The following is a 25,584-nucleotide window of genomic DNA, read 5'->3' as shown; positions in this document are numbered from 1 at the left end:
GACTGCCTCGGGGCACACGTCGTGTCGCGCAGACCTGTGAACAATGGCAAAATGAACGATCGTGACGCATCGTTGTAACGAGGAGAACTGAATGGACTGGATGGACAAGCTGCTCTACCCGCTGCAGTGGGTAGTTGCTTGGATCCTCGCGATCTTCCACGAGATCTTCACCGCAATCGGTCTCCCGGCCGACAGCGGTTGGACCTGGGTGCTCTCGATCGCCGGACTGACCGTGGTCATCCGTGCTCTCCTCATCCCTCTCTTCGTCTACCAGATCAAGTCGCAGCGCAAGATGCAGTTGCTGCAGCCGGAGATCCAGCGCCTGCAGGCGAAGTACAAGGGCAAGAAGGACCAGTACTCTCGCCAGGCCATGGCCGAAGAGCAGATGGCGCTGTTCCGCGACAACAAGACGAGCCCGTGGGCATCGTGTCTGCCGCTGCTCGTGCAGATGCCGATCTTCTTCTCGCTCTTCCGCGTCATCCACAACATGCCGAAGGTCGCCTCCGGTGACATCGGAGCCATCGGCGGATTCACACAGCAGCTGGCGATCCAGGCCGAGCAGTCCTCGATCTTCGGCATCAGCCTTTCGGCGGTCTTCACCGACCCGGGCTTTGCGGTCAAGCTGCTGACAGGTGTCCTCATCGTCGTCATGGCCGCCACCATGTTCATCACCCAGAAGCAGATGATGGCGAAGAACATGTCGGAGTCGGCGATGGCCAATCCGATGATGCAGTCGCAGAAGATGCTGCTCTACGTGATGCCTCTCGTCTTCGGCATCGGCGGCATCTACTTCCCGCTCGGTGTCCTCATCTACTGGTTGGTCTCGAACACTTGGACGATGGCCCAGCAGCACATGGTCATCCGCAATATGCCCGCTCCCGGCTCGAAGGCCGAGAAGGAGATGCTTGAGCGCAAGGCTCGCAAGGGCAAGACTGTGAAGCAGGATGAGCTCAAGGGATCGACCGTCACCGAAGAGGCCCCGAAGAAGAGCGGCCAGCGGCAGCAGCCTGTGAGCAAGAACCGTAAGAAGAACAAGAAGCGCTGAGGACAGACATGACCGAAGAGAAGATCGACGAGACCTCCGAACAGACACCGGAAGAGACTCCGGAGGAGACCTCGCCGAAACCGAGCCGTGCCGAACTCCTCGAAGAAGAGGGCGAGATCGCCGCGGACTACCTCGAAGAGCTGATGGATCTGGCCGACATCGACGGCGATATCGATATCGATGTCGCTGACGGCCGTGCACAGCTGTCCATCGTCTGCGAGGACGACGAGGACTCTAACCTGGGCACCCTGGTCGGCCGCGAGGGCCGCACCCTCGGTGCACTGCAGGAACTCAGCCGTCTGGCGGTGCAGACGCAGACCGGCCAGCGGTCATGGCTGATGCTCGATATCGACGGTTTCCGCAACAGCCGTCGCGAAGAGCTGATCAAGAAGGCCAAGCGTGCGATCGCCGAAGTCAAGGACGGCGGCGAGGAATTCGCGTTCAAGCCGATGAACAGCTTCGAGCGCAAGATCATCCATGACCAAGCAGCTCGCGCCGGCCTGGTCTCGGAGTCCGAGGGTGAGGGCGACGGTCGTCATGTCGTCATCCGGCTCGCCGATGACTGATCAGCCCGAGACCGACCCCGAGCTCTCGAACGAGGCGGAGCTCTCGAACGAGACGACGACAGCGGAGATCGAGTCGCCTCCGGCTGGCACTGAAGAGTACTTCGGTGCGGCTTATCCTGCCGCGCAGCGGTATGCCGAGCACTTGGCCACGACCGGAATCGAGTGGGGACTCATCGGTCCGCGCGAGGTCGATCGGCTGTGGACCCGGCATATTCTCAACTGCGCTGTGGTTGCCGAATACATCAATGATGATGATGTCGTCGGTGATGTCGGCAGCGGCGCCGGACTGCCGGGTATTCCGATCGCACTGATGCGCCCCGAGGCGAAGATCGTCCTCATCGAACCGATGGAGCGCCGCGTCGAATGGCTGAACATGGTCGTCGCCGATCTGGGCCTTGAGAATGTGCGGATCGTGCGTGCACGTGTCGAGGAGCTTGTCGACGAGGAGATGTTCACGGTCGTCACCGCACGCGCGGTCAAGGCGATGACGACTCTCATCGAATGGACTCGCGAGGTGATCAGCCCCGGGGGCCGGATCCTCGCCCTCAAAGGAGCTTCCGTCGAAGGCGAACTGGTCAAGGCGAAGAAACTGATCAAGCGGTATCGACTGTCCCAACCTCAGATCCACGTCGTCGATGGCGGCGGCATCCTCGAGGTCCCGAGTCGTGTCGTCGAAATCGTCAAGAAATAGTACGAAGTAGAGTTGGTCTAGGCTGGATGAGAGCCTTGTGAAACCGATGGATGATGGAGTGCGCCCTATGCCGATCATGGATGAGTCGTCTCCCATTGGTGCCGCGATTGCACGGGACAACCGGCGTGCGGATCGACTGTCGCAGACAACCTTTCCACGGCCGGACTCGACCCGTATCTTCACGATCGCGAACCAGAAGGGTGGCGTCGGAAAGACCACGACGGCGGTGAACATCGCAGCGGCCCTGGCCAATCAGGGGCTCAACGTCCTGCTCATCGACATCGATCCGCAGGGAAACGCGAGCACCGCCCTGGGCATCGACCACTATTCCGAGGTCACGAGCATCTATGACGTCCTCATCGATGACGTTCCGATGCGCGAGGCGGTGGCGCAGTGTCCGGACTTCGACACTCTCAAGTGCGTACCGGCCACCATCGACCTCGCCGGCGCGGAGATCGAACTGGTGTCTCTCGTCGCGCGTGAACAGCGACTGCAACGTGCCTTGGGCATCTACCTCAAGGAGGAGGAAGCTGCGGAAGACCGTGTCGACTACATCATCATCGACTGCCCGCCCAGCCTCGGTCTGCTGACGGTGAACGCGTTCGTGGCCGCCCGCGAGGTCCTCATCCCGATCCAGTGTGAATACTATGCACTCGAGGGCCTCAGCCAGCTGCTGAAGAACATCCAGCTCATCCAGAAGCACCTCAATCCCGAATTGGCGATCACGACGATTCTGCTGACGATGTATGACGGACGGACGAACCTCAGTGCTCAGGTCGCTGAGGATGTGCGCACTCACTTCCCGGAGCAGGTCCTCGGTACTGCCATTCCGCGTTCGGTGAGGATTTCCGAAGCACCGAGCTATGGCCAGACCGTGATCTCATATGACCCACATTCCAGCGGCGCCCTGTCCTATCGGGAAGCCGCCGAAGAAATTGCGAATCGAGGAGTAAGTCGTGGTTGAACGCAAAAAGAGGGGCCTGGGGCGCGGGCTCGGAGCATTGATCCCCGACGCTAACTCCAATGATCGTCCGGTCGATGTGTTCTTCTCAGGCGGGAACTCGGAAGACGGCAACCGCGAGAGTGAGACGAAGACGTCGCGCACTGCTCGCACGGACCCAGCTGCGTCGATGCAGTCGTCCCGACGACGCAAGCCGAAGGCATCCGGGACAACTCGATCGACGTCTACGACAACTGCGGCTAACATCGAGACCAAGTCAACTGCCTCGAAGGCAGCGTCCTCGAAGGCAGGGTCCTCGGGGGCCGGGTCGACGAAATCGGGAACGACCAAGGCTGCGTCGTCCACATCGTCCAAGACCTCTGCGTCCAAGCCCGCGGGTTCGAAGCCGACCGCGTCTAAGTCGACCGGGACGAAGACGACCGGGACGAAGTCGACCGGGACGAAGACGACCGGGACGAAGACGACCGGGACGAAGACGACGGCTTCCAAGACGACGGGAACGAAGGCATCGACGGCGAAGTCGAGCGTTTCGAAGTCGAGTGCTCCGAAGGCAACCGGGAGCGGTTCCTCCAGAACTTCGGCTGCCGCCAATTCGACGTCGACTAAGTCGAAGGCTGGGTCTTCTGCTCAGCCGCGGTCGGGTTCCTCCTCTGCATCCCCAGTTGACAGCGCAGAGAAGGTGTCTGCAGCGCCGAAGAAGCACGCTCGGAAGACATCGTCCCCCGATGCGGTTTCTGACGCAGCAACGGGCTCAGGCGATGTCGAGACTCCGGCGGCGAGTTCGTCTGCTGAGTCCGCTTCGGTTCAAGTGGCTGACAATGAGGCTGTTGACGTGAGTTCTGACCTCGTCAATGACTCTCAGGCCCCAGAGGCCACTTCGGCAACTGCATCGGCTTCGTCGCCCGAGGATGATGTTCGAGAAACGCATCCTGGCGTATACACGTCATCTGGGCGAAGCCATGCTGACAACGAGGCGGATGAAGAAGGCCAGTCCGGTCTCGGCGGGGGTGACGAGCATGTTTCCACTACGAATGTAGTCGAATCAGAAGCAGTGGATGCCCAAGACGAGACCCGTCCGGCGGCGGCCTCGGAATCAGAACCTTCGACAGCTTCCGAATCCGATAACGGGGAGAGCAGTTCAGCTTCAATCGAACAGTCGGGTGACTCCGACACCGTGGAAACTGCCGATGAGGGCGAACTCGACGATTTCGATGGTGTCGAGTCGATTCCGGATACCGAATTCGGTGAGATCGATGTCGATCTCATCGATGCGAACCCCAGGCAGCCGCGAACGGTCTTTGATGAGGATCTGCTGGCGGAACTGGTCCATAGCATCCGTGAGATCGGTGTCCTTCAGCCTGTCGTAGTCAGGCAGAAGCCGAGCGACCGCTCGCGCTTCGAGCTCATCATGGGTGAGAGGCGTCTTCGCGCGACGAAAGACGCTGGTCTGTCGACGATTCCGGCAATCATCCGGTATGTCGAAGATACAGACCTTCTCCGAGATGCGCTTTTGGAGAACCTGCATCGTGCAGAGCTGAATCCGCTTGAAGAGGCAGCGGCTTATGGCCAGTTGCTCGAGGACTTCGGGTGTACGCAGGAAGAACTCTCCGAGCGTATCGGGCGTTCTCGTCCTCAGATCTCCAATACCCTGCGTCTGCTGCGACTTCCTCCTCTGGTGCAGAGGCGGGTCGCTGCCGGCGTCATCTCGGCCGGGCACGCTCGAGCGATTCTCGGCCTGCGCGATCCGGAGCATATGGAAGTGCTGGCGCAGCGGATCGTTGCTGAGGGTCTGTCCGTCAGGGCATCGGAAGAAGCTGTCGTCTTGCTCAACCGAGGCGACTCCATCAATGTTTCACGTGCAACGACGAAGGTGTCGCCTGAGTTCCTCGCTGTAGCTGAACGTTTGGGCGATCGACTCGACACCAAGGTGAACATCTCCGTTGGCAAACGCAAGGGCAGGCTGAGTGTGGAGTTCGCGAACCAAGAGGACCTCGACCGTATTCTCGGTCTTTTGGGTATCTCGAACGAGGACGCGCTCTGAACGGCCTGCTATAGGCGATGATGGGCTTCGGGATATTCGCCCCGAAGCCCATTTCTATTATCCGGAACTTGTTTGAGGCCGTCGTAAGAATTCAACGGGCCGGTATTCACCATTTCGCTATTGACGGTATTGGGCCACTTTCTCGCTTGTGCAATGGCGTTTTCACCGTTTCACGTGTAACGGCGCGACTGCAGGTTCGGCGCCGACTTTCCACCAGTTAAACGCGGTTGTTGGTGTAATTCGAGCTTCTTCTGGCCTACAGACTCGATGGATTCAGAAGGTAGTTAGTATAAACGTCAACCAGGGTAGCTCCTGCAGCCGCTATGTGTGCCTTGCTGAGCCAGCAGGTTCCGCAGTGTGGAGTCCAGGAAGGGATCTCCTCATTGGTGTGGGCATTTCGTCCGATACCGTGCGATGTGGTTTCTATTGCGGGTGGACCTTTCCTGAAGGCTTGTTTCACGTGAAACAGACGAGCCCTATCCGTTGCCGGAACCTCACCTGGAGCAGCCAGGTTTTGGTTGCTGACGGCTTGGATTACTTGCTGGAGGGTAGGCGTGGCGCGTGTACCCGTCCTTGTTTCACGTGAAACAGGCCGGTGTTATTGCTACGCAACAGGCAGCGCGACTATCCACAACCACATCGGTTTCCTACTGAATCTCCTTAGACTCAAACGGGGTATATTGTTTCTAATGTGTCCGCGTGAATCCCTGAAGGCGAACGGGCTGAATCTCTGTTTCACGTGAAACTATGCTTGATGCGCCCGGGAGTCTCGGGTGACTAGGTAGGTGAAGTGCGATCTGGAACGCTGCTAGGACTGTGAACGCATCCATCGGCTGACGGTGAATCGAGTGGTGATGTGGGATTTTCAGTCCACGCATGTCTCTTCTTGAGAGAACACATGTCGGAAGCATTGAGAGGCATTCAAAGCTCCCCTTCCGCTTCCGCCAGCCCCTTTTCCGGCTGTTGGAGTGCCGTTAACAGGCAGAGTATGGACCACTGTAGCCGCATATTCGGGTTGCGCGGGATAGAGAATCATCGTGAATAAGGATCCGACGGGGCGTTGGATATGATCCGGCAAGGTGATCGCGGGTATAGAGCACCAGGGCAGTGTGCGAGTGGTGTTTCACGTGAAACAGTTGTCAGTCGAATGGCAGTCATCAACACACACCGTGTCTTCGGGCCGGCTAGTTCAGACAAACACTTCTACAGTTCAAGGTTGCCGCGTGCGGTTTAGTGGCGAATCAATAGCTGACCACCAGTGGTCACCGTTCCACAAGGCACTGAAATACGTCAACGGCCCCTCCCTAAGGTGCCCACGTAGCCTCTATTCGCGGGAGTAGATGAGAGCAAATGGGAGGATTCGTTGAACTCAGGGGTTGTGACTTGGCGAGTACTCTCAACGACCTTCACGGAACCAGTGTAATTCGTCTTGTGATGGATTGGTTATATGGCGATGTTTCACGTGAAACCACGATTAAACCGATTAAGATCTAACGCGGTGCCTCTCGAAGTGTACCGAAAGAAATAGTCGGCACCAGAATCATTGTTACGACGTTCGGGTTGTTCATTCTTCGCCGTTGTCGAGTGTGTCGTAATCTCCCAAAGTTGGCATCATGCGAGGGCCGGTGCGGTTTCGCTTTGTGTTGCGTGGGAAGGCGTCGTATGGGTCGTGCGTGCTCAGTCCACTATCGGTGCGTTTACGAGATGATCACTCCCTACCGGTGATCAGCTCACGACTAGCTTCCGGTGTAGCGTGCGTTTCACGTGAAACACGTGCTGGCGAATACTATCGCACGGCTGGTTCGCGCATCTGCTCGACGCGAAGATAGCTGTTCTCCGCGTATTGAGGCATATTCGGGTGGGATAGGACTTCTGGTTGTTTCAGTCTGCTGGGCCGAGGCGGGAACGAGATCATGTTTTACGCACAGGTCATATCCCCAACTCAGGGCGTCATCGCCGAAGCTACGGTCTCTTTGCTTCGTTGTTTCACGTGAAACAACCGAGCATTGATAAGAGGCTCGCTGCTATTCAACCGGCGTTTTTGAGCTGAACGAACAGCCCTATTAGTTGTGGATGTAATGAGTATAGGGTCGGGGATCCTGTACGCCCCGATATGACATTTCGATGTGCCGAACGCGAGTACTGTCGACTACCGCTTCTGGCTGGTCCAGCGAAGCGCCCGTGCGAAGTGATGTCGCTGGCGGCGTGATTTGAGCCGGTGCCCCCGCAATTGCTTGAGCAGTGAAAGGGCGGGTCAGTTCGACGCCATAAGGATGCTGTGGTGTCAGCCGGGGTTTGTGGGTGTTGTTATTGTCGTCATTGGTCTTATGCCATCGGAGAGCTCGTCTGGTTTCACGTGAAACGGCGGAACTGGATTAGTCTCTTTCGTCGTCGGGTGAAAGCAACTCAGTTCGTGTGTATGGTCGTTGAGAGAGTACACGAGGTTGCGGCCGAGAGTTTCAATGAGCAGGCAGTCGTCCAGATGGCTTCGCTCCTCAAAGGAGGTCCATTGTGGTTCGGGCGCTGCGTCGGTTGATGCCTGCCTAGTATGTCGTTTCACATGAAACATATCTCGCCCTAGCCCATGTTGCGAGGTCGGATGCGTTCGGTACGCGCGCTGCGTCGGGGTAGGGGGTTGTCCGTTGTATGTGTTGTCTCTGAGCTGCATCAACCCGTCTTCGGTGCTTTTGGAGAGCGCCTCGTGTCTGTGGTTAGTCGTCTGGTGCTTTGTCTCCAGAGAGGCAAGTCTGAGGCGAGAAGAGCCGTGTCCCTACTCAAGGAACACGGCTCTGGAGGCAGCGAGGTTGAAGCTGGGTGACTAGTTCAGCGCCTTGATGGCATCGAGACTGAGTGTGCCAGTCTGCGGATCCTTGTCCTCCAGAATGTAGAGGCGCTGGAGTGCAGCGGCTATACCGTCGGCAATCGCGTCTCTGACGTGCGGATCCTGAAGATTCTCAAGATCGTCTGGATTGGTGAGGTAACCGCTGACGACGTGCACCTTCGGTGTCTTCAGTCGTTTGAGTGATGACCACGTGCGCGCATGCGTGCGGCAGTCGAGCATTCCGGTCCGGGCGACCAATTCGCCTTGGATGAGCTCCGCCAGCTTCTGCCCCGTCGGCGAGTTGAGGTCCGCCTGACGTTCATGACCGAAGTAAAAAGTTGCCAGTCCGTTGGCATCCTTGGATTTGCTGACATCTGCCGTGACGGTGATGACTGCAGATGCGCCGAGTGTATCTGCACGATTGACCTCGACAGCATCGCCTTCCAGGAGAAGAGCCCCCGCTCCGATGGCTTCCAAACGACCAACAAGGCGGCTTGCTATGTCCGAAGTGATCTGACGCTCGAGGGCAGATTGATCGTCGGTCATCGGCAACGTCTGGAAGTCTACAACTGTAGTTGCTGCCTCGATGACGAAAGTGCGGCCGACGAGGGACGTACCCGAAGCCGCCACGCGTGCACGCTCCTGCAGTGCGAAGAGATTGCCGGTGTCCTGGTTGCGGTCGATCGCGTTGAGTCCCCGCAGAGTCTGCGGCCCCGTCACACCGTCGACCTTCGTACCCAGACTCATCTGCAGTTCTTTGACCGCTGCCTCGGTCAGAGACGCGTACTCGGAATCGATACGACCCGGATAGAAGCCCAAGCCGGCGAGTTTGGTCTGGAGGTCGACGACGTCATCGCCTGTCAGCACTCTGACGGGGTCGAATCGGAGCACACGGTCGCCCAACTGATATCGAGCCTGCTCCAGCGCAGAAAACGTCTCGGGGCCCAACACACCGTCGCAGAGGATCCCGCGGTCCTGCTGGAACTGGCGGACACCCAGCTCAAATGCTCGATCGAAGTCCGCGGTCTCGGTATCACCGACATGGAGCCCCAAACGGGCCATCTGAGCTTTGATATTGGGCAGCATCTCGGAAATGTCGCCGCGCGAATAGCGCGGTAAGTTCGTGTTCGTCAATGCGGTGCCAATCGTCGGTGATGCGTTTCGAGGGTCAGTGTTCAGGGGCGCTCAGAAATGCCTAAGGCGCCCGTTGATACTACAACAGGCGCCTTAGAACTCGATCAGATGAAGTCGGAGAGCTCATCCTCGAGGGCGGGCTTCGGACGTGCGCCGATGATGGTCTTGGCGACTTCGCCGTCCTTGAAGACGTAGAGCGCCGGAATCGAGGTGATTCCATAGGTGCTTGCGGTCTCGAGGTTCTCGTCAGTGTTGACCTTGACCACGTTGAGCTTGTCTCCATGCTCTTCGGCGATCTGGTCTACGATGGGGCTGACCATACGGCAGGGGCCGCACCAAGGAGCCCAGAAATCGACGAGTACGGGCTTGTCGGACTTCAGTACGTTCTCTTCGAATGTGGCATCAGTGACTTCTGTCGACATGAGTAACCTTCCTTCACAACGAATGTCTCTAGCAGAACAGTGGAGCTGGATCTTTCATTCCCGGGCCTATTCGCTCGGCCCGATGTGCTGGCAAGTGCAGCGATACGAGCGGGCGAATCGGGGTCAGGAAGCGACTGAGGCTTCGGGCACTGCTGCCTCCGCCATGGCGGGCTTTGAAGCAGCCTCAAGATCACCGAGGTAGTGTTCGGCGTCGAGCGCGGCTGAGCAGCCCGAACCGGCAGCAGTGATGGCCTGACGGTAGACCGAGTCGATGACGTCGCCGGCTGCGAAGACGCCCTCGACAGACGTCTTCGAGGTGCGACCGTCGACGCTGAGGTATCCGTCGGCGCGCATCTCAAGCTGATCGGCGAACAAGCTTGTGCGCGGGTCGGAACCGATAGCCACGAACATGCCGGTCACAGGCAGTTCTGAGGTCTCCCCGGTCACCGTGTTGCGGACGGTCAGCCCGGTGAGGGAGTCTTCGCCGTGGACTTCGGCGACCTCGGAGTCGAGGAGAAATTCGAGCTTCTCATCGGCGTTCGCGCGGTCCTGCATAGCCTGCGAGGCACGCAGCTCCTGCCGGCGGTGGACCAAAGTCACCTTGGACGCGAAACGGGTGAGGAAGGTGGCCTCTTCAAGCGCGGAGTCGCCGCCGCCGATGACAGCGATGTGCTGGTCACGGAAGAAGAATCCGTCACAGGTGGCGCACCAGCTGACTCCGTGCCCGGAGAGCTTCTTCTCGTTGGGCAGTCCGAGCTCGCGGTACGCCGAGCCGGTTGCCAGGATCACGGCCTTGGCTGTGTAGCGCGCCCCGAGAGCGGTCTCGATCTCGTGAGCACCCGGGTTGAGTTTGAGGGTCTCGACATCGTCGTAGATGACCTCGGCACCGAACTTCTCAGCCTGCTCTCGCATGCTCTCCATGAGTTCGGGCCCCTGCACACCGGCGGGGAATCCAGGGAAGTTCTCGACGTCGGTGGTGTTCATCAGTTCGCCGCCTGCGGTCACCGATCCTGCGATGACGACCGGCGAGAGGTTCGCACGGGCCGCGTAGACGGCCGCGGTGTAGCCGGCCGGCCCCGATCCGATGATCACCAGTTGAGTATGAGTCATGTGAAAAGTTCCCTGCTTCTATCTGCTGTGCTCAGCGCGCCGCGGAGTGCCGCGCGAATTGACGTTCGTATCTATAACGGTACGGTGCCGCGGACTATTCCGCACCCGCATCCTGTCCGGCATCAGGTTACGAGGAACTGCTGGTCGGTTCAGAAGAACTTCACAGAGCTGATGGTGGCCTTATAGCCGCCATCGGTCTGCGGAAGTTCGGTGACCCAGAGGATGAGCTTGTCCGTCTCGACGTCTTCATCGAACTCCACGGTGACGGCGCCGTCCGCATCGAAGACGCCTTCGCCGATGACCTTTGCGTCCTCGGGGTCCTCCCCGTCACGGATCTCGAACTTGCCTCCGGAGTTCCCCGACGCCACCTTCACCTTGCTGATGGTGGACTCGTCCTCGAACTCGAACAGCAGACCGACGCCGGATTTGAGATTGCCGAAGCTCGCCGAGTTGTACCGGTCGGTGTTCCAGGACCCTTCGGTCTTGGGAATGACGTTCTCGGTTTCACTGTCGTGTTCCGATCCGTCGCCTTCGGGGTCGAGGGATTCGACCGTCTTGATCTTCGGAGGATCGGCTTTCGGAGTCTTCTTCTCTTCCTTCTTCGTCGGCTGCTCGCTCGCTGCGGACGTCTCGGAGACCGGAGTGGACTCCTCGTCTCCCGAGTTGAAGCCGATGATGACGATGCCGAGAACGATTGCGGCAACGACCGCGAGGCCGAGAACCAGCCACAGGAAGGGCTTCCGAGTGGCCGCGGGATCACGCTCGTCGGGGCCTGTTCCACCCGAACTGTTGCCTGAACCACTGGAAGCAGCACCACCGGAAGCAGCGCTGCCGCCCGCACCACCGGCGCCGGCACCTCCTGCCGCGGCCGAGGCAGCTGCGGGTGCGGAGCTCGCGGCCGATGAACCGGAGGACTTCGCTGCACCGCTGCCTGCACCGGCAACGCCTGCTGCTCCCGCGGCACCTGCTGCCCCGGCAGCCTTGTTTCGGTTCTTCACGGACGCAGCCTGGGCTGCACCGGGCGAATCGCTGTGCTGTTGGCGAGGTTTCCCGGCCTTGCGCTCAGCAGGACGCACAGCTGAGGAGTTCTCGGCCGCCTCGGCGGCTGAGGAGTTCTCGGCCGCCTCGGCGCGGGACTCACCACTGTTGTTCCGGTTGTCGACTGCACTGCGATCGTCAACGGAGTCCGGGGACAGCCGGCGCATCTCCTTCGGCGGTGCGGCAGCATTGGCTTCCTGCTGACGGGCAGCCGAGCTTGCCTCGAAGGCGGCAAGCCGCCTGCGCGCTTCGTCTTCCTTGGCCTTCGCGATCCGCCGTTCGCGTTCATACTCGCGTCGCTGATGCTCGCGCTGCTGTTCATTGGTTTCGAACATGCCGCCGAGGAACCAGGAACCGTCGTCCTCGTCCTCGCCGTCCATGATCACGCGAGTATCGTTCTCGTCGCCTTCGTCGTCGTTCTCGGGGACGATCTCAAGTGCCTGAGTGTCAGGATCCGAATCGTCTTCGCGGCTCATGATCGGAGTCGTGAGGTTCTCGTCGTATTCGTGTTCCGCGTATTCCGAATACTCCGAATACGTCTGCTCCGGCTGCCATTCCTCCCAGTCCTGGGCGGCGCTGTCGAGTTGTTCCTTCGCGATCGGGAAGCTTGAGGCCTCGCGCATCTGCATTCTGTCGGCATACCGGCCCGTGGTGCTTCCGACCACTCCGGCGGCCAGTCCCCGCGTTCCCGGACGAGTGATTCCGATGCGCACCAGGGCGGCCTGCACCTGATCTTCGCTGGCGCTGGTCGAACCGCCGGGGCCGGGTCCGATGGTCTTCGAACGTGGAGCGGGCAGGCTGGTGGCCTCATCGAAGCTGCGCGGCGACTGATCGAACAGATTCTCGTTTTCCGCCACCGGAGCACGATTGACGTAGCGCAGCAGTTCCGGGTCCCACTTGTCGATATAGCCGAGAACCTCGGCGACCGAACCCGGACCGGGATCCGAACCCGTGATGATTCCACTGACGAAGTCATCGAGTCTGTCAGGGACCTCGGGGTTGAGCGCCTGTGCCCGGGCGATCCGGGCGTTCTCCTTCTCCGCGGGAGGAATGCCGTCGAATGCCTCTTCGCCGGGCCAGTATCCGGTCAGTGCCGTGTAGAAGAGTTGGACGAGCGCGAGGGCGTCTCGACGTGAGGCCTTGGTCGGCGTGTAGTCCTTCTGCTCGACGAGCCCGGTGTCCAGCGCCAGTGCCGCATCGATGCCGATGCCTGCGATGACCACCGCACCCTTCGACGTCAGACCGACCAGACTCGGACGCAGGAACATGTGGAACAGTCCCCGCCTGGCCGAGGTCACGAGCGCCGAGCCGACCTCGCCGATGAGTGCGCAGGCGGCGTCGACGGGCAGCGGCGAACGCGGCAGGATCTGGTTGAACGGCGTCACCGCGATGCGCTTGATGACGATGTAGTCCAGCCCGTTGGAATGGCCGACGTCGAGGGTCGGGGCGATGCGCGGGTCACCGAGGATCGATACACGACGGGCGGCTTCGAGGACGTCGTTGGAACCGTCGGCATCGGCGACGAGGATGAGCACGGGTTCATCGAGGATCGCATCGAGTCCTGTGCAGACGGCACCGACCTCGGGTTTTTCGGGAAGCCATCGGCGGTCGACGGTCGATACGACATAACGGCCGGCCACCACCATGCCGGGTTCGATATCGATCAGGGCGACCACCTCCGGTGGGGATTGACGGGGCTCAGGCTGTTTTCCTTAGTTTTCCAGCTACCACGCCAATAATCGAATGCAACTCTCTGACTCTGAGCAAATAACAAGCTCCGATGAAGAACAGGAGCATCACAGTGCCGATGACGGCCGTGGTGATGAACGCCTGCCAGCGTCCTGCCAAGGCGAAGTCCGGGAAGAAGTAGAGCAGACCGAACCCTGCGCCTGCGGCGACGATCGCCGCGAGAAGGAACTTCATGTGCGAGGTGAGGATTCCGCGCAGGTCGATGGCGCCGAGGCGCTTCTTCAGGACCGCAAACGAGATGATCATCGCCATCAGATAGCCGAGGCTCATGACGAGACCGATGATCGCCACCGTCACCGACTTCGGGAAGATCGATACCGAGAGCACCGCCAGGGACTGGAAGATTATCTGCGGCAGCTGGATGAGGAACGGGGTCTTCGCATCCCCGTAGGCGTAGAACACCCGCTGCGCGAGGTAGTTCGCGCTGAAGGGCAGGAGGCCGAAGACCATTGTGATGATGACCAGACCGATGGCGGTGGCCTGTTCCCGTCCCTCACCGGCGATGATCATGGCCACCGGAGAAGCGAGCACGATGAAGGCCACGGCGGCGAAGGAATTGACGAAGCCGACCATCCGCACACCCATCGAGAAGTCGCCGACGACAGCTTCGGTGTCTTCATCGGCCGCGTTCTTGGCCAGAGAGGTGAACAGCGCTGTGGCCAGAGACACCGCGATGAGCGAATGCGGGAGCATGAACACAAGGTAGGCGGTCGTGTAGGCGGCGTTCGAGGCATTTCCGTCGCCGGGGATCGACGCCCCCGAGGCCACACGGGAGATGACGAGGAATCCGATCTGACCGACGAGCATGGCTGCGAACGTCCAGAACGCGACCTTGCCTGCCGAGCCGAGTCCGACTCCCCGGAATCCGAACGTCGGCTTGTACTTGAAGCCGATGCGCTTGAGCGGCCAGATGAGGATGAGCGCCTGAGCCGCGACGCCGAGGGTCGCCGTTCCGGCGATGAGGGCGATCTTGTCCGGGGTCCAGGTGTCGAGCCCGTGCGGAGAGGCATTGTTCGTGCCGAAGATGAGGATGAAGACGGCGAGTCCGGCGATCGCGACGACGTTGTTGAGCACCGGTGCCCACATATAGGGACCGAACGATGATTTCGCGTTGAGCACCTGGCCCAGCAGCGTATAGAGGCCGTAGAAGAACAGCTGCGGAAGGCACCAGAAGGCGAAAGCCGTGGCCAGCGCCATCTGCTCATCGCTCCACCCCGAAGAGTAGAGCCAGACGAGCAGCGGGGCAGCAGCGGTGGCGATGATGCTCACACCGGCAAGGAGCAGGAATGACAGCGTCAGCAACCGGTTCGTGAAGTCGGCACCGCCGTCTTCCCGTTTGGAGGCACGCACGATCTGCGGGACGAGGACGGCATTGACCACGCCGCCAGCCAGCAGCATGTAGAGGGTGTTCGGCACCTTGTTGGCAATATCGAAGGCATCGGCCTGGACCGCTGTTACGCCAATCGCCATGGCCAGCATCGAGGCTTTGACGAAACCGAGCACACGTGAGGTCATGGTGCCGGCGGTCATGATCGCCGAGGACCGGGCCAGGGATGAGAATCTGGACACGCTCTACCTCTTTTCGGGGTCGTCGGTCTTGGCGCGGGCCATCGCATCGGCCAGCTGCTGTTCGGGGATCTTCGGGCGCCCGCGGGAAATGGTCTTGATCAAGCCGATCACGAACACCACGGCCAGGGCCAATCCGATCACAGCGGTGCCGATGTTCTCCCAATCGGCGCGGACGCGAACCATGAGCGATTCCTGCTTGGGCAGGACCACCTCGTCGGCGGTGACCATCTCGATCGTCGTCGGCACATCGGCGTTGGCGAGGCCCTCGACGGGCACGTCCACACGCATCGTCTCCGCGGCCGGCACCTTCACGGTCTCCGTCTCCTGCGCCCGCAGCTGCGGAGTGTTCGGCTTCATCCGGATCCGCAGGGTCGCCTCGGCGGGGGAATCATTGACGATCGTGACCGGAATCGTCGTCTTCTCGCCGGTGACGAGGAGGACGGACGACCCCTTGCGCAGGTGCAGGCTGTCCATGAGGCTCTCGCTCTGCTCGCGGGCCTGACCGGCGCAGATGTTCGCGTTCCGGCCCAGGGTCCATGCCGCCGAGGTGCAGGTGAGGAGCTCGCGGTCGAGCCGGATATCGGCACTGTCACGGTCACTGAAGACGCTGTTGAAGTCCGCTTGGTTGGCCCGGGTCTCGGCCAGCGACTCCACGGCCCTCTTGCGGATGTGCGGAGCGTCGGAATCCGTCCGCAGCAGCCCGCGCGCCTCGGAACCGGAATCGAGGATCTTGTCGACCCCGGTGGGAGCGATCCACGGTGCCGAGCTCAGTTCCTCGACGGTCTGTTCCCAATTCGCCGAGGCGGCCGCGCGTGGGAGCGGAACGAACAGGCTGCGAGTGCGGTAGGGAGCCTCGGATTGGATCACCGCGGACTCCGCGACGAGCTCGGACAGTGCCCCGGCCGGGTTGTCCTCGGCGATCGCCTCGGCGCTCATGTCAGTGAGCTTCGTATCGGAGATGAGAGTGTCGATCGTCGACTCCCCGTCATCGGTGATCGTCGTCTGCGAATGCGCATCATCGTGGATGCCGGTGATCGAGGGCTGCTGACCATCGCTGATGATCGCGGTGGAATTGCCCGACTTCTTCAGCGCCCGAAGCCCGTTCTTCGTCGCACTTCCGGCAACCGGCCAAGCGATGTCCGTGCGGGCATCGGGGAAGACGTCCTTGACGATCTCGCGCTGCTTCTGAGCGAAGGTGCTCAGCCGGTCGATCTTCGTTCCGCGCAGGGCACTGAGATCGGGATCGCCATAGGGCAGAGCGACGACCGTGTGCTTCTGTGCCGCCTCCACGAAGTCCTGATACCAGGAATCGAGGCGTTTGCGCTGCTTCTCCGCGGCTTCGAGTTCGGCGCCGCTGGAATCGGAGTCATCGTTCTCCGGTGCCCCGACCGGTGGCGACTGGGTCTCCTCACCGTTTCCCCCGTCGGGCTCTTCGGTCTCCTCCGGTGCGTCGGCGGGAGGCGGTTCGGCAATCGCGGCTTCGAATGAGGCGATGATTCGCGGGTCGATCGCCAGAGCGAGCTCTTTGTGTTCCAGCAGCTTTGCGATCGTGTCGAGCGAACCGCCTTCGGCGATGGCGGCATCGAGCCGATCGGAAGGGATGAGTCCGCCCTCGGAGTGGCCGGGCAGGGTGACGGGAGCGAGCAGGCTGATCTTCGTCTGATCGAACTCCGGATCCGGGTACCACGTGGTGAAGCCGAGCGCAGAGGCTCGCAGACCGGTGTCGTCGCCGAGCTGAACCGCCAGCCCCCGCGGGCCCCAGGAACTCACGGGTGAGGACGTGCTCAGGTCGAGGTCATCGGCGGGCACGCGGAAGGTGAATTCCGCTGAGGTGCCGGGATCGATGGTGTCGTCGAACGAGGTGTCGAGGGTGATTCCCGAGCTGTCATCGGAATCCGCGTCCTTGTCCTTCTTCGCCTTCTTCCTGGCCTCGGTTCCATCATGTTCGAGATCGGCGACGGTGCGGTGCTGTGCCTGTCCCTGCTTCCAGGAGGTCAGGCGGGATTCGGAATCGAGCTTGCGAGTCGACATCTGCAGGCTCAGGCTCGGCTTCTCGACCGCCTTCTTCGTCGTGTTCGAGATCGTTCCCCGCACGGTCAGCGTGCCCTTGTCATCGATCCACGGAGTCACCTCGTCGAGGGTGATCGAGACTTCGTCCTTCTTCGCATCGGTGTCCGCGTCGGAATTCGCATCGGTGCTGGCAGCGGCCGGGGCGGCATCGAGCAGCGGGTATGCGAAAACCGGCCCTGCGAGCAGCAGGAGCGTGCTCAGCAGGGCGGTGAGGAATCGCAGTCGGCGGATGGGAATGGGTTTCACTGCTCCAGTCGGGACACCATCGGTCGGGCGGCGGCGACGATTCGGCGCTCATTGGCGAACGAGAGTCGCGAACGCAGGTCATTGAAGGGCACCCACGCCGCATCGATCGCTTCTTGGTCAGGATCATTATCCACTGTCAGAGTCCCCGACTGTGCACGCAGCAGGAAATGGTGGACGAGTTTGTGGATCCGGATTCCGGTCACGGTGAACCAGTAGTCGACGGTTCCCAGCGGGCAGATGATCTGCCCCGCGATCCCGGTCTCCTCTTCGACCTCACGGCGGGCCGCCTCGGCGGGGGTCTCCGTTCCTTCGAGATGCCCCTTGGGAAGGCACCATTCGATCCGGCCGGCGCGATTGATGCGCGCGATGACGGCCACGGTCAGCTTCGGATGAGAGAAGTCGACAACGATGCCACCGGCGGAGATCTCCTCCACTGTGGTGCGGCGGGACGTGCGGGGTCCCGGCTTGGGCATCGGTGTGGTCATTCTCCTACCTTAGTAGGCGAAGCTTGGAAGTTTCGTGTCATCTGCTCCCGGTAGGCTTATGGAGACCGGAACTCACGCCTGGACGCGGGAGACTCCCATGGGCAAGAGCAGAGATCTGAAGAATTGAAGGAGCTCGGTGGATCCGCAGACCGCGCACAACCGACTGCACGACAAGCTCGACGAACTCGAGCACATCCTCGGCCCTCTGGGTCAGAGGTTCTCCTCAGCCGGTTTCGAACTCGCCCTCGTCGGCGGTTCCGTCCGTGACGCGCTGCTCGGTCGCCCCATGCCCGACCTCGACTTCACCACCGACGCCCACCCCGACGACATCCTCGGGCTGATCTCCGACTGGGTCGACACGCACTGGGACATCGGACGCGAATTCGGCACCATCGGGGCTGTGAAGTCCGGTGTGCAGATCGAGATCACGACCTACCGTGCAGAAGCCTATGAAGAGGACTCGCGCAAACCTGTGGTCGCCTTCGGCACGGACCTCGACGCCGACCTCGTCCGCCGCGACTTCACGATCGGGGCGATGGCGATCCGGCTGCCCTCGAAGACGTTCGTCGACCCGCATCAGGGATTCGACGACCTCATCGCCGGTCGCATCCGCACCCCCGGGGCCGCCGCGGACTCGTTCTCCGATGATCCGCTGCGGATGATGCGCGCGGCCCGGTTCACCTCTCAGCTCGGGCTCGACCCCGTGCCTGAGGTTGAAGAGGCGATGACGGCGATGGCCGATCGGATCGAGATCATCTCCGCCGAACGCGTCCAGGTCGAACTCGTCAAGCTCATCACCGGCATCGATCCGGTCGCCGGAGTCGACCTGCTCGTGCGCACCGGAATCGCCGACCATGTTCTCCCCGAGGTGTCCGGACTGCAGCTCGAGACCGATGAGCATCATCGGCACAAGGACGTCTACCAGCATTCGCTGACCGTGTTGCGTCAGGCAGTCGAACTCGAGAGCCGATATGCCGCGGCTCAAGAGGAGGCCGGAATGGCCGATGACGATCCGCAGCGCCTGCGTGTGCCGGACTTCGTCGTGCGTTTCGCCGCGCTCATGCACGATGTCGGCAAACCCGCCACTCGACGCTTCCAGCCCGGCGGTGCCGTGACGTTCTACCATCACGACGCGGTAGGTGCGAAGCTCACGGCCAAGCGGATGAAGACGCTGCGCTTCGACAAGGACACGACGAAGGCGGTCGGCCGCCTCGTCGAACTGCATCTGCGCTTCTACGGCTACGGCGATGCCGGGTGGACGGATTCGGCGGTGCGCCGCTATGTCACCGACGCGGGACGGCTGCTCTCGCGGCTGCACATCCTCACCCGTGCGGACGTGACCACCCGGAACAAGCGGAAGGCCGATCGGCTCGCTTTCGCCTATGACGACCTGGAGGAGAGGATCGAGGCCCTCGCCGAGCAGGAGGAGCTCGCGGCGATCCGCCCGGACCTCGACGGCAAGCAGATCATGGCGATCCTCGATATCGAACCATCACCGCTGGTGGGCAAGGCGTACAAGCATCTGCTCGAGCTGCGGATGGAGCACGGGCCGCTCGGACCCGAACGCGCCGAGGCGGAGCTGCGCTCCTGGTGGGAGTCCCACGGTCAGTGACCGACCCCCGCCTGCTCACCGGCTGATCAGTGCTGAAAGCTTCGTAATCGTTTAGATTTGTGTGTGACGTCACATAATGTGACGGTGGCGAAAGGTGAGGAGACCACAATGACAGTGACCGAGGAGTTCCGCGCTGCCCGAGACAAGCTGATTGAGCTCCGCAGCGATTACGAGGCCGCGCGCGACAAATTCGAATGGCCGCGTCTCACCCACTTCAACTTCGCACTCGACTGGTTCGACAAGATCGCCGAGAACAACGACAAGCCGGCTCTGTGGATCGTCGAACAAGACGGAAGTGAGGGCAAGTGGAGCTTCGCGGAGCTGTCCGCGCGCTCGAACCAGGCGGCGAATCACTTTCGCCGTGCCGGGATCAAGCGCGGCGACCATGTCATGGTCATGCTCAACAACCAGGTCGAGCTGTGGGAGACGATGCTCGCCGGCATCAAGCTCGGTGCCGTGCTCATGCCGGCCACCACGCAGCTGGGCCCCATCGACCTCACCGACCGTGCCGAGCGCGGTCAGGCCGAGTTCGTCGTCGCCGGCGCCGAGGATGCCGCGAAGTTCGATGACGTCGATGTCGAAGTCGTCCGCATCGTCGTCGGCGGGGAGCCGACCCGCCAGCAGGACTACAGCTACTCCGATGCCGATGATGAGAGCACCGAGTTCGAGCCTCAGGGCAGCTCGCGCGCCGACGACCTGATGCTCCTCTACTTCACTTCGGGCACCACCTCGAAGGCCAAGATGGTCGCCCACACTCATGTCTCCTACCCGGTCGGTCATCTCTCGACGATGTACTGGATGGGACTGACACCCGGCGACGTCCACCTCAATGTCGCATCGCCCGGTTGGGCCAAGCACGCTTGGTCGAACATCTTCACCCCGTGGATCGCCGAGGCCTGCGTCTTCCTCTATAACTACTCACGCTTCGACGCCAACGCCCTCATGGAGACCATGGACCGCGTGGGAGTGACGAGCTTCTGCGCGCCGCCGACGGTGTGGCGCATGCTCATCCAGGCCGACCTGGGCCACCTGAAGAATCCTCCGACGAAGGCCCTCGGTGCCGGTGAACCGCTCAACCCCGAGATCATCGACCGCGTTCACAGCGAATGGGGTGTGCTCATCCGCGACGGCTTCGGTCAGACCGAGTCGACCCTGCAGATCGGCAACTCGCCCGATCAGGAGCTCAAATACGGTTCGATGGGCAAGGCCCTGCCCGGATTCGATGTCGTGCTCATCGACCCGGCGACCGGTGAGGAAGGCGACGAGGGCGAGATCTGCCTGCGCCTCGATCCCCGTCCCATCGGCCTGACCACCGGATACTGGAGCAACGAGGAGAAGACCGCAGAGGCCTTCGAAGGCGGCGTCTACCACACCGGTGACGTGGCCTCCCGGGATGAGGACGGCTACATCACCTACGTCGGTCGCGCCGATGACGTATTCAAGGCCAGCGACTACCGGCTCTCCCCCTTCGAGCTCGAAAGCGTGCTCATCGAACACGAGGCCGTCGCCGAGGCGGCCGTCGTGCCGTCGCCGGATCCGGTGCGACTGGCGGTGCCAAAGGCGTATGTCGTCGTGTCGAGCAAATTCGAGGCCGATGCCGAGACGGCGCGGTCGATCCTCGCCTACTGCCGTGAGAACCTGGCTCCGTACAAGCGCATCCGCCGACTCGAGTTCGCCGAACTGCCGAAGACGATCTCCGGAAAGATCCGTCGTGTCGAGCTGCGCGCCCGCGAAGACCAGCTGCATCCGTTCAGCGGCGAACCCGTCGTCGAGGGCAACGAGTACGCCGATACGGACTTCGACCTCAAGAGCTGAGCCGCGCCGTAGAGGCTCGTTCAAGCGGGAGCCCTCTTTTCGACTGTTACTCGGGCCGAAAAGCGGGCTCCCACTTGATCGAGGGTGGCACCGGTCGAAAAGTGAGCGCACGCTTGAATGTGAGCAAACACGCACCAGTGATGGTTGATTCTTCCGCAGTGAATTAAAATGCCTGGTGAGATGCCGAATGCGGGTTTACTCAGAGAACGGTTCGGTAACCTGGCGTGTCTGCAGGGCGTCAGGCTCAGCGCTTTTTCATCCTCTACTAATGAATGCGTGCGAGACTGATTGGCGTCTTTGACCTTTTTCGGACCTCGTCGCCACGCATTGCGGCAGGCTGACTGACCTGGAGGACCTTGGGTGGCTAAGGGACAACACACAGCCAAGAACATCGGCAGGAATACGAAGAACCTGCTCAACTACCCGCGAGCGGGTGTGAGCGGATGGACCCGTTTCCTGCCGAGCATTCGCGTACTCGTCGTCGGCGGGCTCAGCCTCGTCATCGCCCTGTGCGTGGCATTCGCCATCGGCTATGCCGCAACGGACATCCCCGAGCCGAACCTCGAGGCCACCGGTCAGACCTCGACGATCTACTACAGCGACGGCAAGACGCCGATCGGTCAGTACAAGGTCGAGGACCGCAAGTCAGTGGAGATCGACGAGATCTCCGAGCCGATGCAGAAGGCAGCGATCGCCGCCGAGGACACCTCGTTCTACGAGAACCGCGGCATCTCGATCAAAGGCCTCTCCCGCGCTGTCGTCGGCGTGGCCACCAATAAGTACGCGGGTGGCGGTTCGACGATCACTCAGCAGTACGTGAAGAACTTCTACCTCACGAACGAGCACTCACTTGATCGCAAGGTCAAGGAGATGTTCATCTCGCTCAAGATCGACCAGCAGCAGTCGAAGGACGAGATCCTCGCGAACTACCTCAACACCATCTACCTCGGTCGTCGTTCCTACGGCATCGAAGTGGCATCTCAGAACTATTTCGACAAACCGGCCTCAGAACTCAATGTCAGCGAGTCCGCTCTGCTGGCCGCGATGATCCAGCGCCCGGGTGCCGCCGATCCTTCGGACAATCCCGAGGCCTATCAGGACCGCTTCGACTACGTGGTCAAGAACATGGTCGACGAAGGCTTCATCACCGAGGAGCAGGCCGCCAAGGTCGAGATGCCCGAAGTGAAGAAGCAGAACAAGGAGTCCTCACTGTCGGGCCAGAAGGGCTACATGTGGGACTTCGTCCGCCGCGAGGCGCTGCGGAAGCTCGATATCGACGAAGCCCAGCTCGATCGCGGCGGCTACAACATCGTCACCACCTTCGACAAGGATCGGATGAAGGCGGCCGAGCAGGCCATCAAGACGCTCCCGCAGGACCAGCCCGAAGGAATGCAGGCCGGACTCGTCTCGATCGACCCGGACAACGGCGGAATCGAAGCCTTCTACGGCGGCAAGAACTACCTCGATCAGGCGTTCAACGCCTCGACGCAGAGTCATGTGCAGGCCGGATCGACATTCAAGCCCTTCGCTCTCGTCGCGGGTCTGGAGAACGGCGTTCGACTGACAGACTCGTATCCGGGTGCCAGCCCGACGACGCTGAACAACGACGGCACGCCGTGGACGGTCAACAACTTCGGCGGCTCGAGTTACGGGCCCGTCAGCCTGCTCAAGGCGACGCAGTCCTCGATCAACACCGCCTACGCGGCACTCAATGTGCAGGTCGGGCCGGACAAGACCGTCGACGTCGCCGAACGTGCGGGACTGAGTGAGAACTGCACCGACAAGGAGATGAAAGCCGGCGATACCGGCGGCTGCTCGATCGGGCTGACCCCGAACCCCTCCAATGTGCTCGGTACGCCCAGCGTCAAGCCCATCGATATGGCTTCGGCGTACGCGACCTTTGCGGCAAACGGCGTCCACCACGAGACCCACTCGATCAAGAAGGTCACGAAGGGTGCCGAGGACGAGGAAGTGTACAAGGCCGAAACCAAGGGCAAGCGCGTCTTCGACAAGGCAGTTGGTGCCGAGACCTCGTACGCCCTAAGCCAGGTCGTTCAGGGTGGTTCGGGCAGCTACGCCCAGAACCTCGGTCGTCCTGCCGCGGGCAAGACCGGTACGACGAACGAGAACAAGGCCGCATGGTTCTCCGGTTACACACCGAACCTCGCCACCTCGGTCGTGCTCTATCGCGAGGTCGACGGAAAGTCCGTGTCTATCGGCTCCTTCGGCGGGCGCGGTGAGGTCACCGGTGGATCGTTCCCGGTCCAGGTGTGGACCGACTACATGCAGAAGGCTCTCCAGGGTGAGAAGGTCGAACAGTTCCCGGCCCGCGGCGAGCTTCCCGATAAGCCCAAGCCGAAGAACTCCAACCCGGCCCCGGCTCCGAAGCCCGAACCCAAGGCACCGTCGGGCAGCAACGACGGCAGCGACGGGGACGAAGAAGAAGAGCCCAAGGCTCCGATCGAGACTCCGAAGGACGACGAGGACAAGAATAAGGACTCTGACGGCGACGAGAAGGGCAAGGAAGAAGGCTCGAAGGACGGATCGGACGATTCGAAGGACTCCGACGGCAAGGATTCGAAGAACGGTTCATCTGATGACGGTGGCGGAAGTGACTCCGGCGACGGCGGTGATGGATCCGGGAATGGTTCTAATGGCGGCGGGGGCGACTCCGGCGACGGCGGTGATGGATCCGGCAATGGTTCTAACGGCGGCGGCTCCGGCGACGAAGAAGGCCTTGGCGGCCTCGCGGGAGATACCGATGGCTTTAAGCCAGGTGGGTGAGCCTCATGGCCGTGAATACGGTGGCTGACCGGTAACCTCGAGTCATGCCCTCGAAGCCCAGTACCCGGATCGCCGAGCCTCTGCTCGGCGGTCCGGTCGGCATTCACCTGGGTGCCGCCGGTCGCCGGTTCCGCAGCGCGCAGGCCTCTGCGCTGGCTGCGGTCCTCGGCGTCACCACCTTCCTCGCTCTGGCTCTGCAGGGCCCGTGCCTGAGCTCGGGATACGAACAGCCGTCCGCCTCGGCGAGGATGTGCGCAGGGCCGCTGTCCACGGCCTCTCTCGGTGACACCAACCCCGACGTGCTCGGGCGCGCACACGGCGGAGCGGCGGCCCTGGTCCCGCTGGAAGCTCGCCTGGTCGACCTGTTCCAGCTGTTCACCAACGACGTCTCCCTCTTCATGGTCGTCGTGCTCCTGCTCAACACGGCAGGCATTGCGGCACTCGGCGCCGGACTCCTCGTCCTCGCCCGCTTCCGAGGGTGGCTGGTCGCGGTCTTCGCCTCCCCGCTCATCCTCTTCACCCTCGGCTCCACTCTCGACCCGATCGCCCTCGCACTGGCGGTGTGGGCGATGGTCATCTTCTTCGGAACCCCACCGCTGCGCCCGCGCGGGTGGTTGGCCGGAGTGCTGCTGGGCATCGCGACGTTCATCAACCCGCTCGCCCTCCTCGTGCTCCTCGCCCTGACCGTGGCCGGACCGAACCCGGCTCGCGGACTGGGGCCGCGCAATCCTCGGATGATGCTCGCCGCGGCCACGGTCACCTCGGCGGTGCTGCTCGTCGTCGACCTCAGCGCGATCGACCGGATCATCCACTGGTACTCCGATGCCGTCGACGGCGGCTCGTTCGCCTCGATCCTGCTCATGGCCGAACTCGGCGACGTCTCCGTCTGGGCACCGCTGTGGACCATCGTCAGCGCCGGAGTGGTCCTCGCCGTCGCCGTCTCTCTCTACATGGTCCGCCGCACAGGTCTCGATCCGGCCGTAGCCGCATGCCTGCTCATCGGCGGCTGCCTGCTGCTCGCACCGGGCCTCATGCCCTGGGACAGCCTGTGGCTGCTGCCCTTCATCGCCCTGTCAATCCGCCGCTGGTGGGTGCTCATCGTCTGGACCCTCGCCGAGGCGGTCTTCGCCGTCGCCGTCCAACTCGGTGATGTGTCCGGATTCGAAGTCGATGAGGGACTCGACTCCACCTTCGTCGCCCTGTTCACCCTGCTGCGGCTGCTCGCTCTCGTCCTCGTCGTGATCATGGCCGGTGAGAACCTCTACCGGCGCGGTATCCGCGGTCGCATGGCTGCGTCGGCGCCGCCTCGGCGAGAGGATATCGACGGTCCGGGCGACGCGCTGGAACATCGGGCTGCTGGACGTAAGGAAGAGCACGAATCCGGACATGACAGTCAGCGCACCGGTCGATTAGACTAGTGAGGTC

At 61.7% G+C, this 25,584-nt stretch carries 17 protein-coding genes; 9 read left to right on the top strand and 8 right to left on the bottom strand.

Features of this window, described 5'->3' with window-relative positions; all coding sequences use genetic code 11:
• The first annotated feature begins 91 nt into the window (after nt 1-91).
• The 4 genes from yidC (at nt 92) to AC3CD9_RS15660 (ending at nt 3,266) form a co-directional block, all read left to right on the top strand.
• Nucleotides 92-1,045, top strand: coding sequence for a membrane protein insertase YidC (gene yidC / locus AC3CD9_RS15675; RefSeq protein WP_488364869.1), 954 nt, complete (start codon nt 92-94; stop codon nt 1,043-1,045).
• 8 nt (nt 1,046-1,053) lie between these two features.
• A complete protein-coding gene (locus AC3CD9_RS15670; protein WP_139909522.1) occupies nt 1,054-1,611 on the top strand; it encodes a Jag family protein in 558 nt (185 codons plus the stop codon).
• On the top strand, nt 1,604-2,302 hold the full coding sequence (gene rsmG / locus AC3CD9_RS15665) for a 16S rRNA (guanine(527)-N(7))-methyltransferase RsmG (RefSeq protein WP_488364868.1): 699 nt from the start codon (nt 1,604-1,606) through the stop codon (nt 2,300-2,302). The genes AC3CD9_RS15670 and rsmG overlap by 8 nt, the downstream gene beginning before the upstream one ends.
• Nucleotides 2,303-2,369: 67 nt before the next feature.
• Nucleotides 2,370-3,266, top strand: a complete 897-nt coding sequence (locus tag AC3CD9_RS15660) for a ParA family protein (protein ID WP_488364867.1) — start codon at nt 2,370-2,372, stop codon at nt 3,264-3,266.
• Here the strand turns inward: AC3CD9_RS15660 and AC3CD9_RS15655 are convergent.
• Nucleotides 3,183-3,752, bottom strand: coding sequence for a hypothetical protein (locus tag AC3CD9_RS15655; RefSeq protein ID WP_488364865.1), 570 nt, complete (start codon nt 3,750-3,752; stop codon nt 3,183-3,185). The genes AC3CD9_RS15660 and AC3CD9_RS15655 overlap by 84 nt on opposite strands.
• A 343-nt stretch (nt 3,753-4,095) precedes the next feature.
• Between AC3CD9_RS15655 and AC3CD9_RS15650 the strand changes: the two genes are divergently transcribed.
• Complete coding sequence (locus AC3CD9_RS15650) at nt 4,096-5,304, top strand: ParB/RepB/Spo0J family partition protein (protein ID WP_488364864.1); 1,209 nt, start codon at nt 4,096-4,098, stop codon at nt 5,302-5,304.
• Nucleotides 5,305-8,122: 2,818 nt separating this feature from the next.
• Here AC3CD9_RS15650 and AC3CD9_RS15645 read toward each other — a convergent pair.
• From AC3CD9_RS15645 to AC3CD9_RS15615, 7 genes are all read right to left on the bottom strand, one after another.
• Nucleotides 8,123-9,211 carry an N-acetylmuramoyl-L-alanine amidase gene (locus AC3CD9_RS15645; protein ID WP_488364863.1) on the bottom strand — a complete coding sequence of 363 codons (1,089 nt, stop codon included), beginning with the start codon at nt 9,209-9,211 and terminating at the stop codon, nt 8,123-8,125.
• A 152-nt stretch (nt 9,212-9,363) separates the two neighbouring features.
• On the bottom strand, nt 9,364-9,681 hold the full coding sequence (gene trxA, locus AC3CD9_RS15640; RefSeq protein ID WP_039211718.1) for a thioredoxin: 318 nt from the start codon (nt 9,679-9,681) through the stop codon (nt 9,364-9,366).
• Between the two features lie 123 nt (nt 9,682-9,804).
• Complete coding sequence (trxB, locus tag AC3CD9_RS15635) at nt 9,805-10,791, bottom strand: thioredoxin-disulfide reductase (RefSeq protein WP_488364862.1); 987 nt, start codon at nt 10,789-10,791, stop codon at nt 9,805-9,807.
• 149 nt (nt 10,792-10,940) lie between these two features.
• Complete coding sequence (locus AC3CD9_RS15630) at nt 10,941-13,505, bottom strand: protein kinase family protein (RefSeq protein WP_488364860.1); 2,565 nt, start codon at nt 13,503-13,505, stop codon at nt 10,941-10,943.
• Between the two features lie 22 nt (nt 13,506-13,527).
• A complete protein-coding gene (murJ, locus tag AC3CD9_RS15625; RefSeq protein ID WP_488364858.1) occupies nt 13,528-15,147 on the bottom strand; it encodes a murein biosynthesis integral membrane protein MurJ in 1,620 nt (539 codons plus the stop codon).
• 3 nt (nt 15,148-15,150) lie between these two features.
• Nucleotides 15,151-17,463, bottom strand: coding sequence for a DUF6049 family protein (locus AC3CD9_RS15620; RefSeq protein ID WP_488364857.1), 2,313 nt, complete (start codon nt 17,461-17,463; stop codon nt 15,151-15,153).
• Nucleotides 17,460-17,948: an NUDIX domain-containing protein gene (locus tag AC3CD9_RS15615; RefSeq protein ID WP_062240424.1), complete on the bottom strand. Its 489-nt coding sequence runs from the start codon at nt 17,946-17,948 to the stop codon at nt 17,460-17,462. Before AC3CD9_RS15615 ends, AC3CD9_RS15620 begins: the two co-directional genes overlap by 4 nt.
• A gap of 136 nt (nt 17,949-18,084) precedes the next feature.
• Between AC3CD9_RS15615 and AC3CD9_RS15610 the strand changes: the two genes are divergently transcribed.
• The 4 genes from AC3CD9_RS15610 (at nt 18,085) to AC3CD9_RS15595 (ending at nt 25,577) form a co-directional block, all read left to right on the top strand.
• Nucleotides 18,085-19,560 carry a CCA tRNA nucleotidyltransferase gene (locus AC3CD9_RS15610; RefSeq protein ID WP_488364856.1) on the top strand — a complete coding sequence of 492 codons (1,476 nt, stop codon included), beginning with the start codon at nt 18,085-18,087 and terminating at the stop codon, nt 19,558-19,560.
• A 108-nt stretch (nt 19,561-19,668) separates the two neighbouring features.
• A complete protein-coding gene (locus AC3CD9_RS15605; protein ID WP_488364854.1) occupies nt 19,669-21,375 on the top strand; it encodes an AMP-binding protein in 1,707 nt (568 codons plus the stop codon).
• Between the two features lie 360 nt (nt 21,376-21,735).
• Nucleotides 21,736-24,159, top strand: coding sequence for a transglycosylase domain-containing protein (locus AC3CD9_RS15600; RefSeq protein WP_488364853.1), 2,424 nt, complete (start codon nt 21,736-21,738; stop codon nt 24,157-24,159).
• Between the two features lie 44 nt (nt 24,160-24,203).
• On the top strand, nt 24,204-25,577 hold the full coding sequence (locus AC3CD9_RS15595) for a hypothetical protein (protein ID WP_488364851.1): 1,374 nt from the start codon (nt 24,204-24,206) through the stop codon (nt 25,575-25,577).
• Nucleotides 25,578-25,584: the final 7 nt, after the last annotated feature.

This window comes from Brevibacterium sp. MGP-B1, from assembly GCF_057766545.1.
The sequence above is the reverse complement of the archived record's forward strand: the minus strand, read 5'-3'. Positions and strand labels throughout refer to the sequence as shown.

What these genes read in the sequence shown, in the direction of transcription:
- yidC (WP_488364869.1), top strand. Translation starts at nt 92, where the DNA reads ATGGACTGGATGGACAAGCTGCTCTACCCGCTGCAGTGGGTAGTTGCT.
- AC3CD9_RS15670 (WP_139909522.1), top strand. Translation starts at nt 1,054, where the DNA reads ATGACCGAAGAGAAGATCGACGAGACCTCCGAACAGACACCGGAAGAG.
- rsmG (WP_488364868.1), top strand. Translation starts at nt 1,604, where the DNA reads ATGACTGATCAGCCCGAGACCGACCCCGAGCTCTCGAACGAGGCGGAG.
- AC3CD9_RS15660 (WP_488364867.1), top strand. Translation starts at nt 2,370, where the DNA reads ATGCCGATCATGGATGAGTCGTCTCCCATTGGTGCCGCGATTGCACGG.
- AC3CD9_RS15645 (WP_488364863.1), bottom strand. Translation starts at nt 9,211, where the DNA reads ATGCTGCCCAATATCAAAGCTCAGATGGCCCGTTTGGGGCTCCATGTC.
- trxA (WP_039211718.1), bottom strand. Translation starts at nt 9,681, where the DNA reads ATGTCGACAGAAGTCACTGATGCCACATTCGAAGAGAACGTACTGAAG.
- trxB (WP_488364862.1), bottom strand. Translation starts at nt 10,791, where the DNA reads ATGACTCATACTCAACTGGTGATCATCGGATCGGGGCCGGCCGGCTAC.
- AC3CD9_RS15615 (WP_062240424.1), bottom strand. Translation starts at nt 17,948, where the DNA reads ATGACCACACCGATGCCCAAGCCGGGACCCCGCACGTCCCGCCGCACC.
- AC3CD9_RS15605 (WP_488364854.1), top strand. Translation starts at nt 19,669, where the DNA reads ATGACAGTGACCGAGGAGTTCCGCGCTGCCCGAGACAAGCTGATTGAG.
- AC3CD9_RS15595 (WP_488364851.1), top strand. Translation starts at nt 24,204, where the DNA reads ATGCCCTCGAAGCCCAGTACCCGGATCGCCGAGCCTCTGCTCGGCGGT.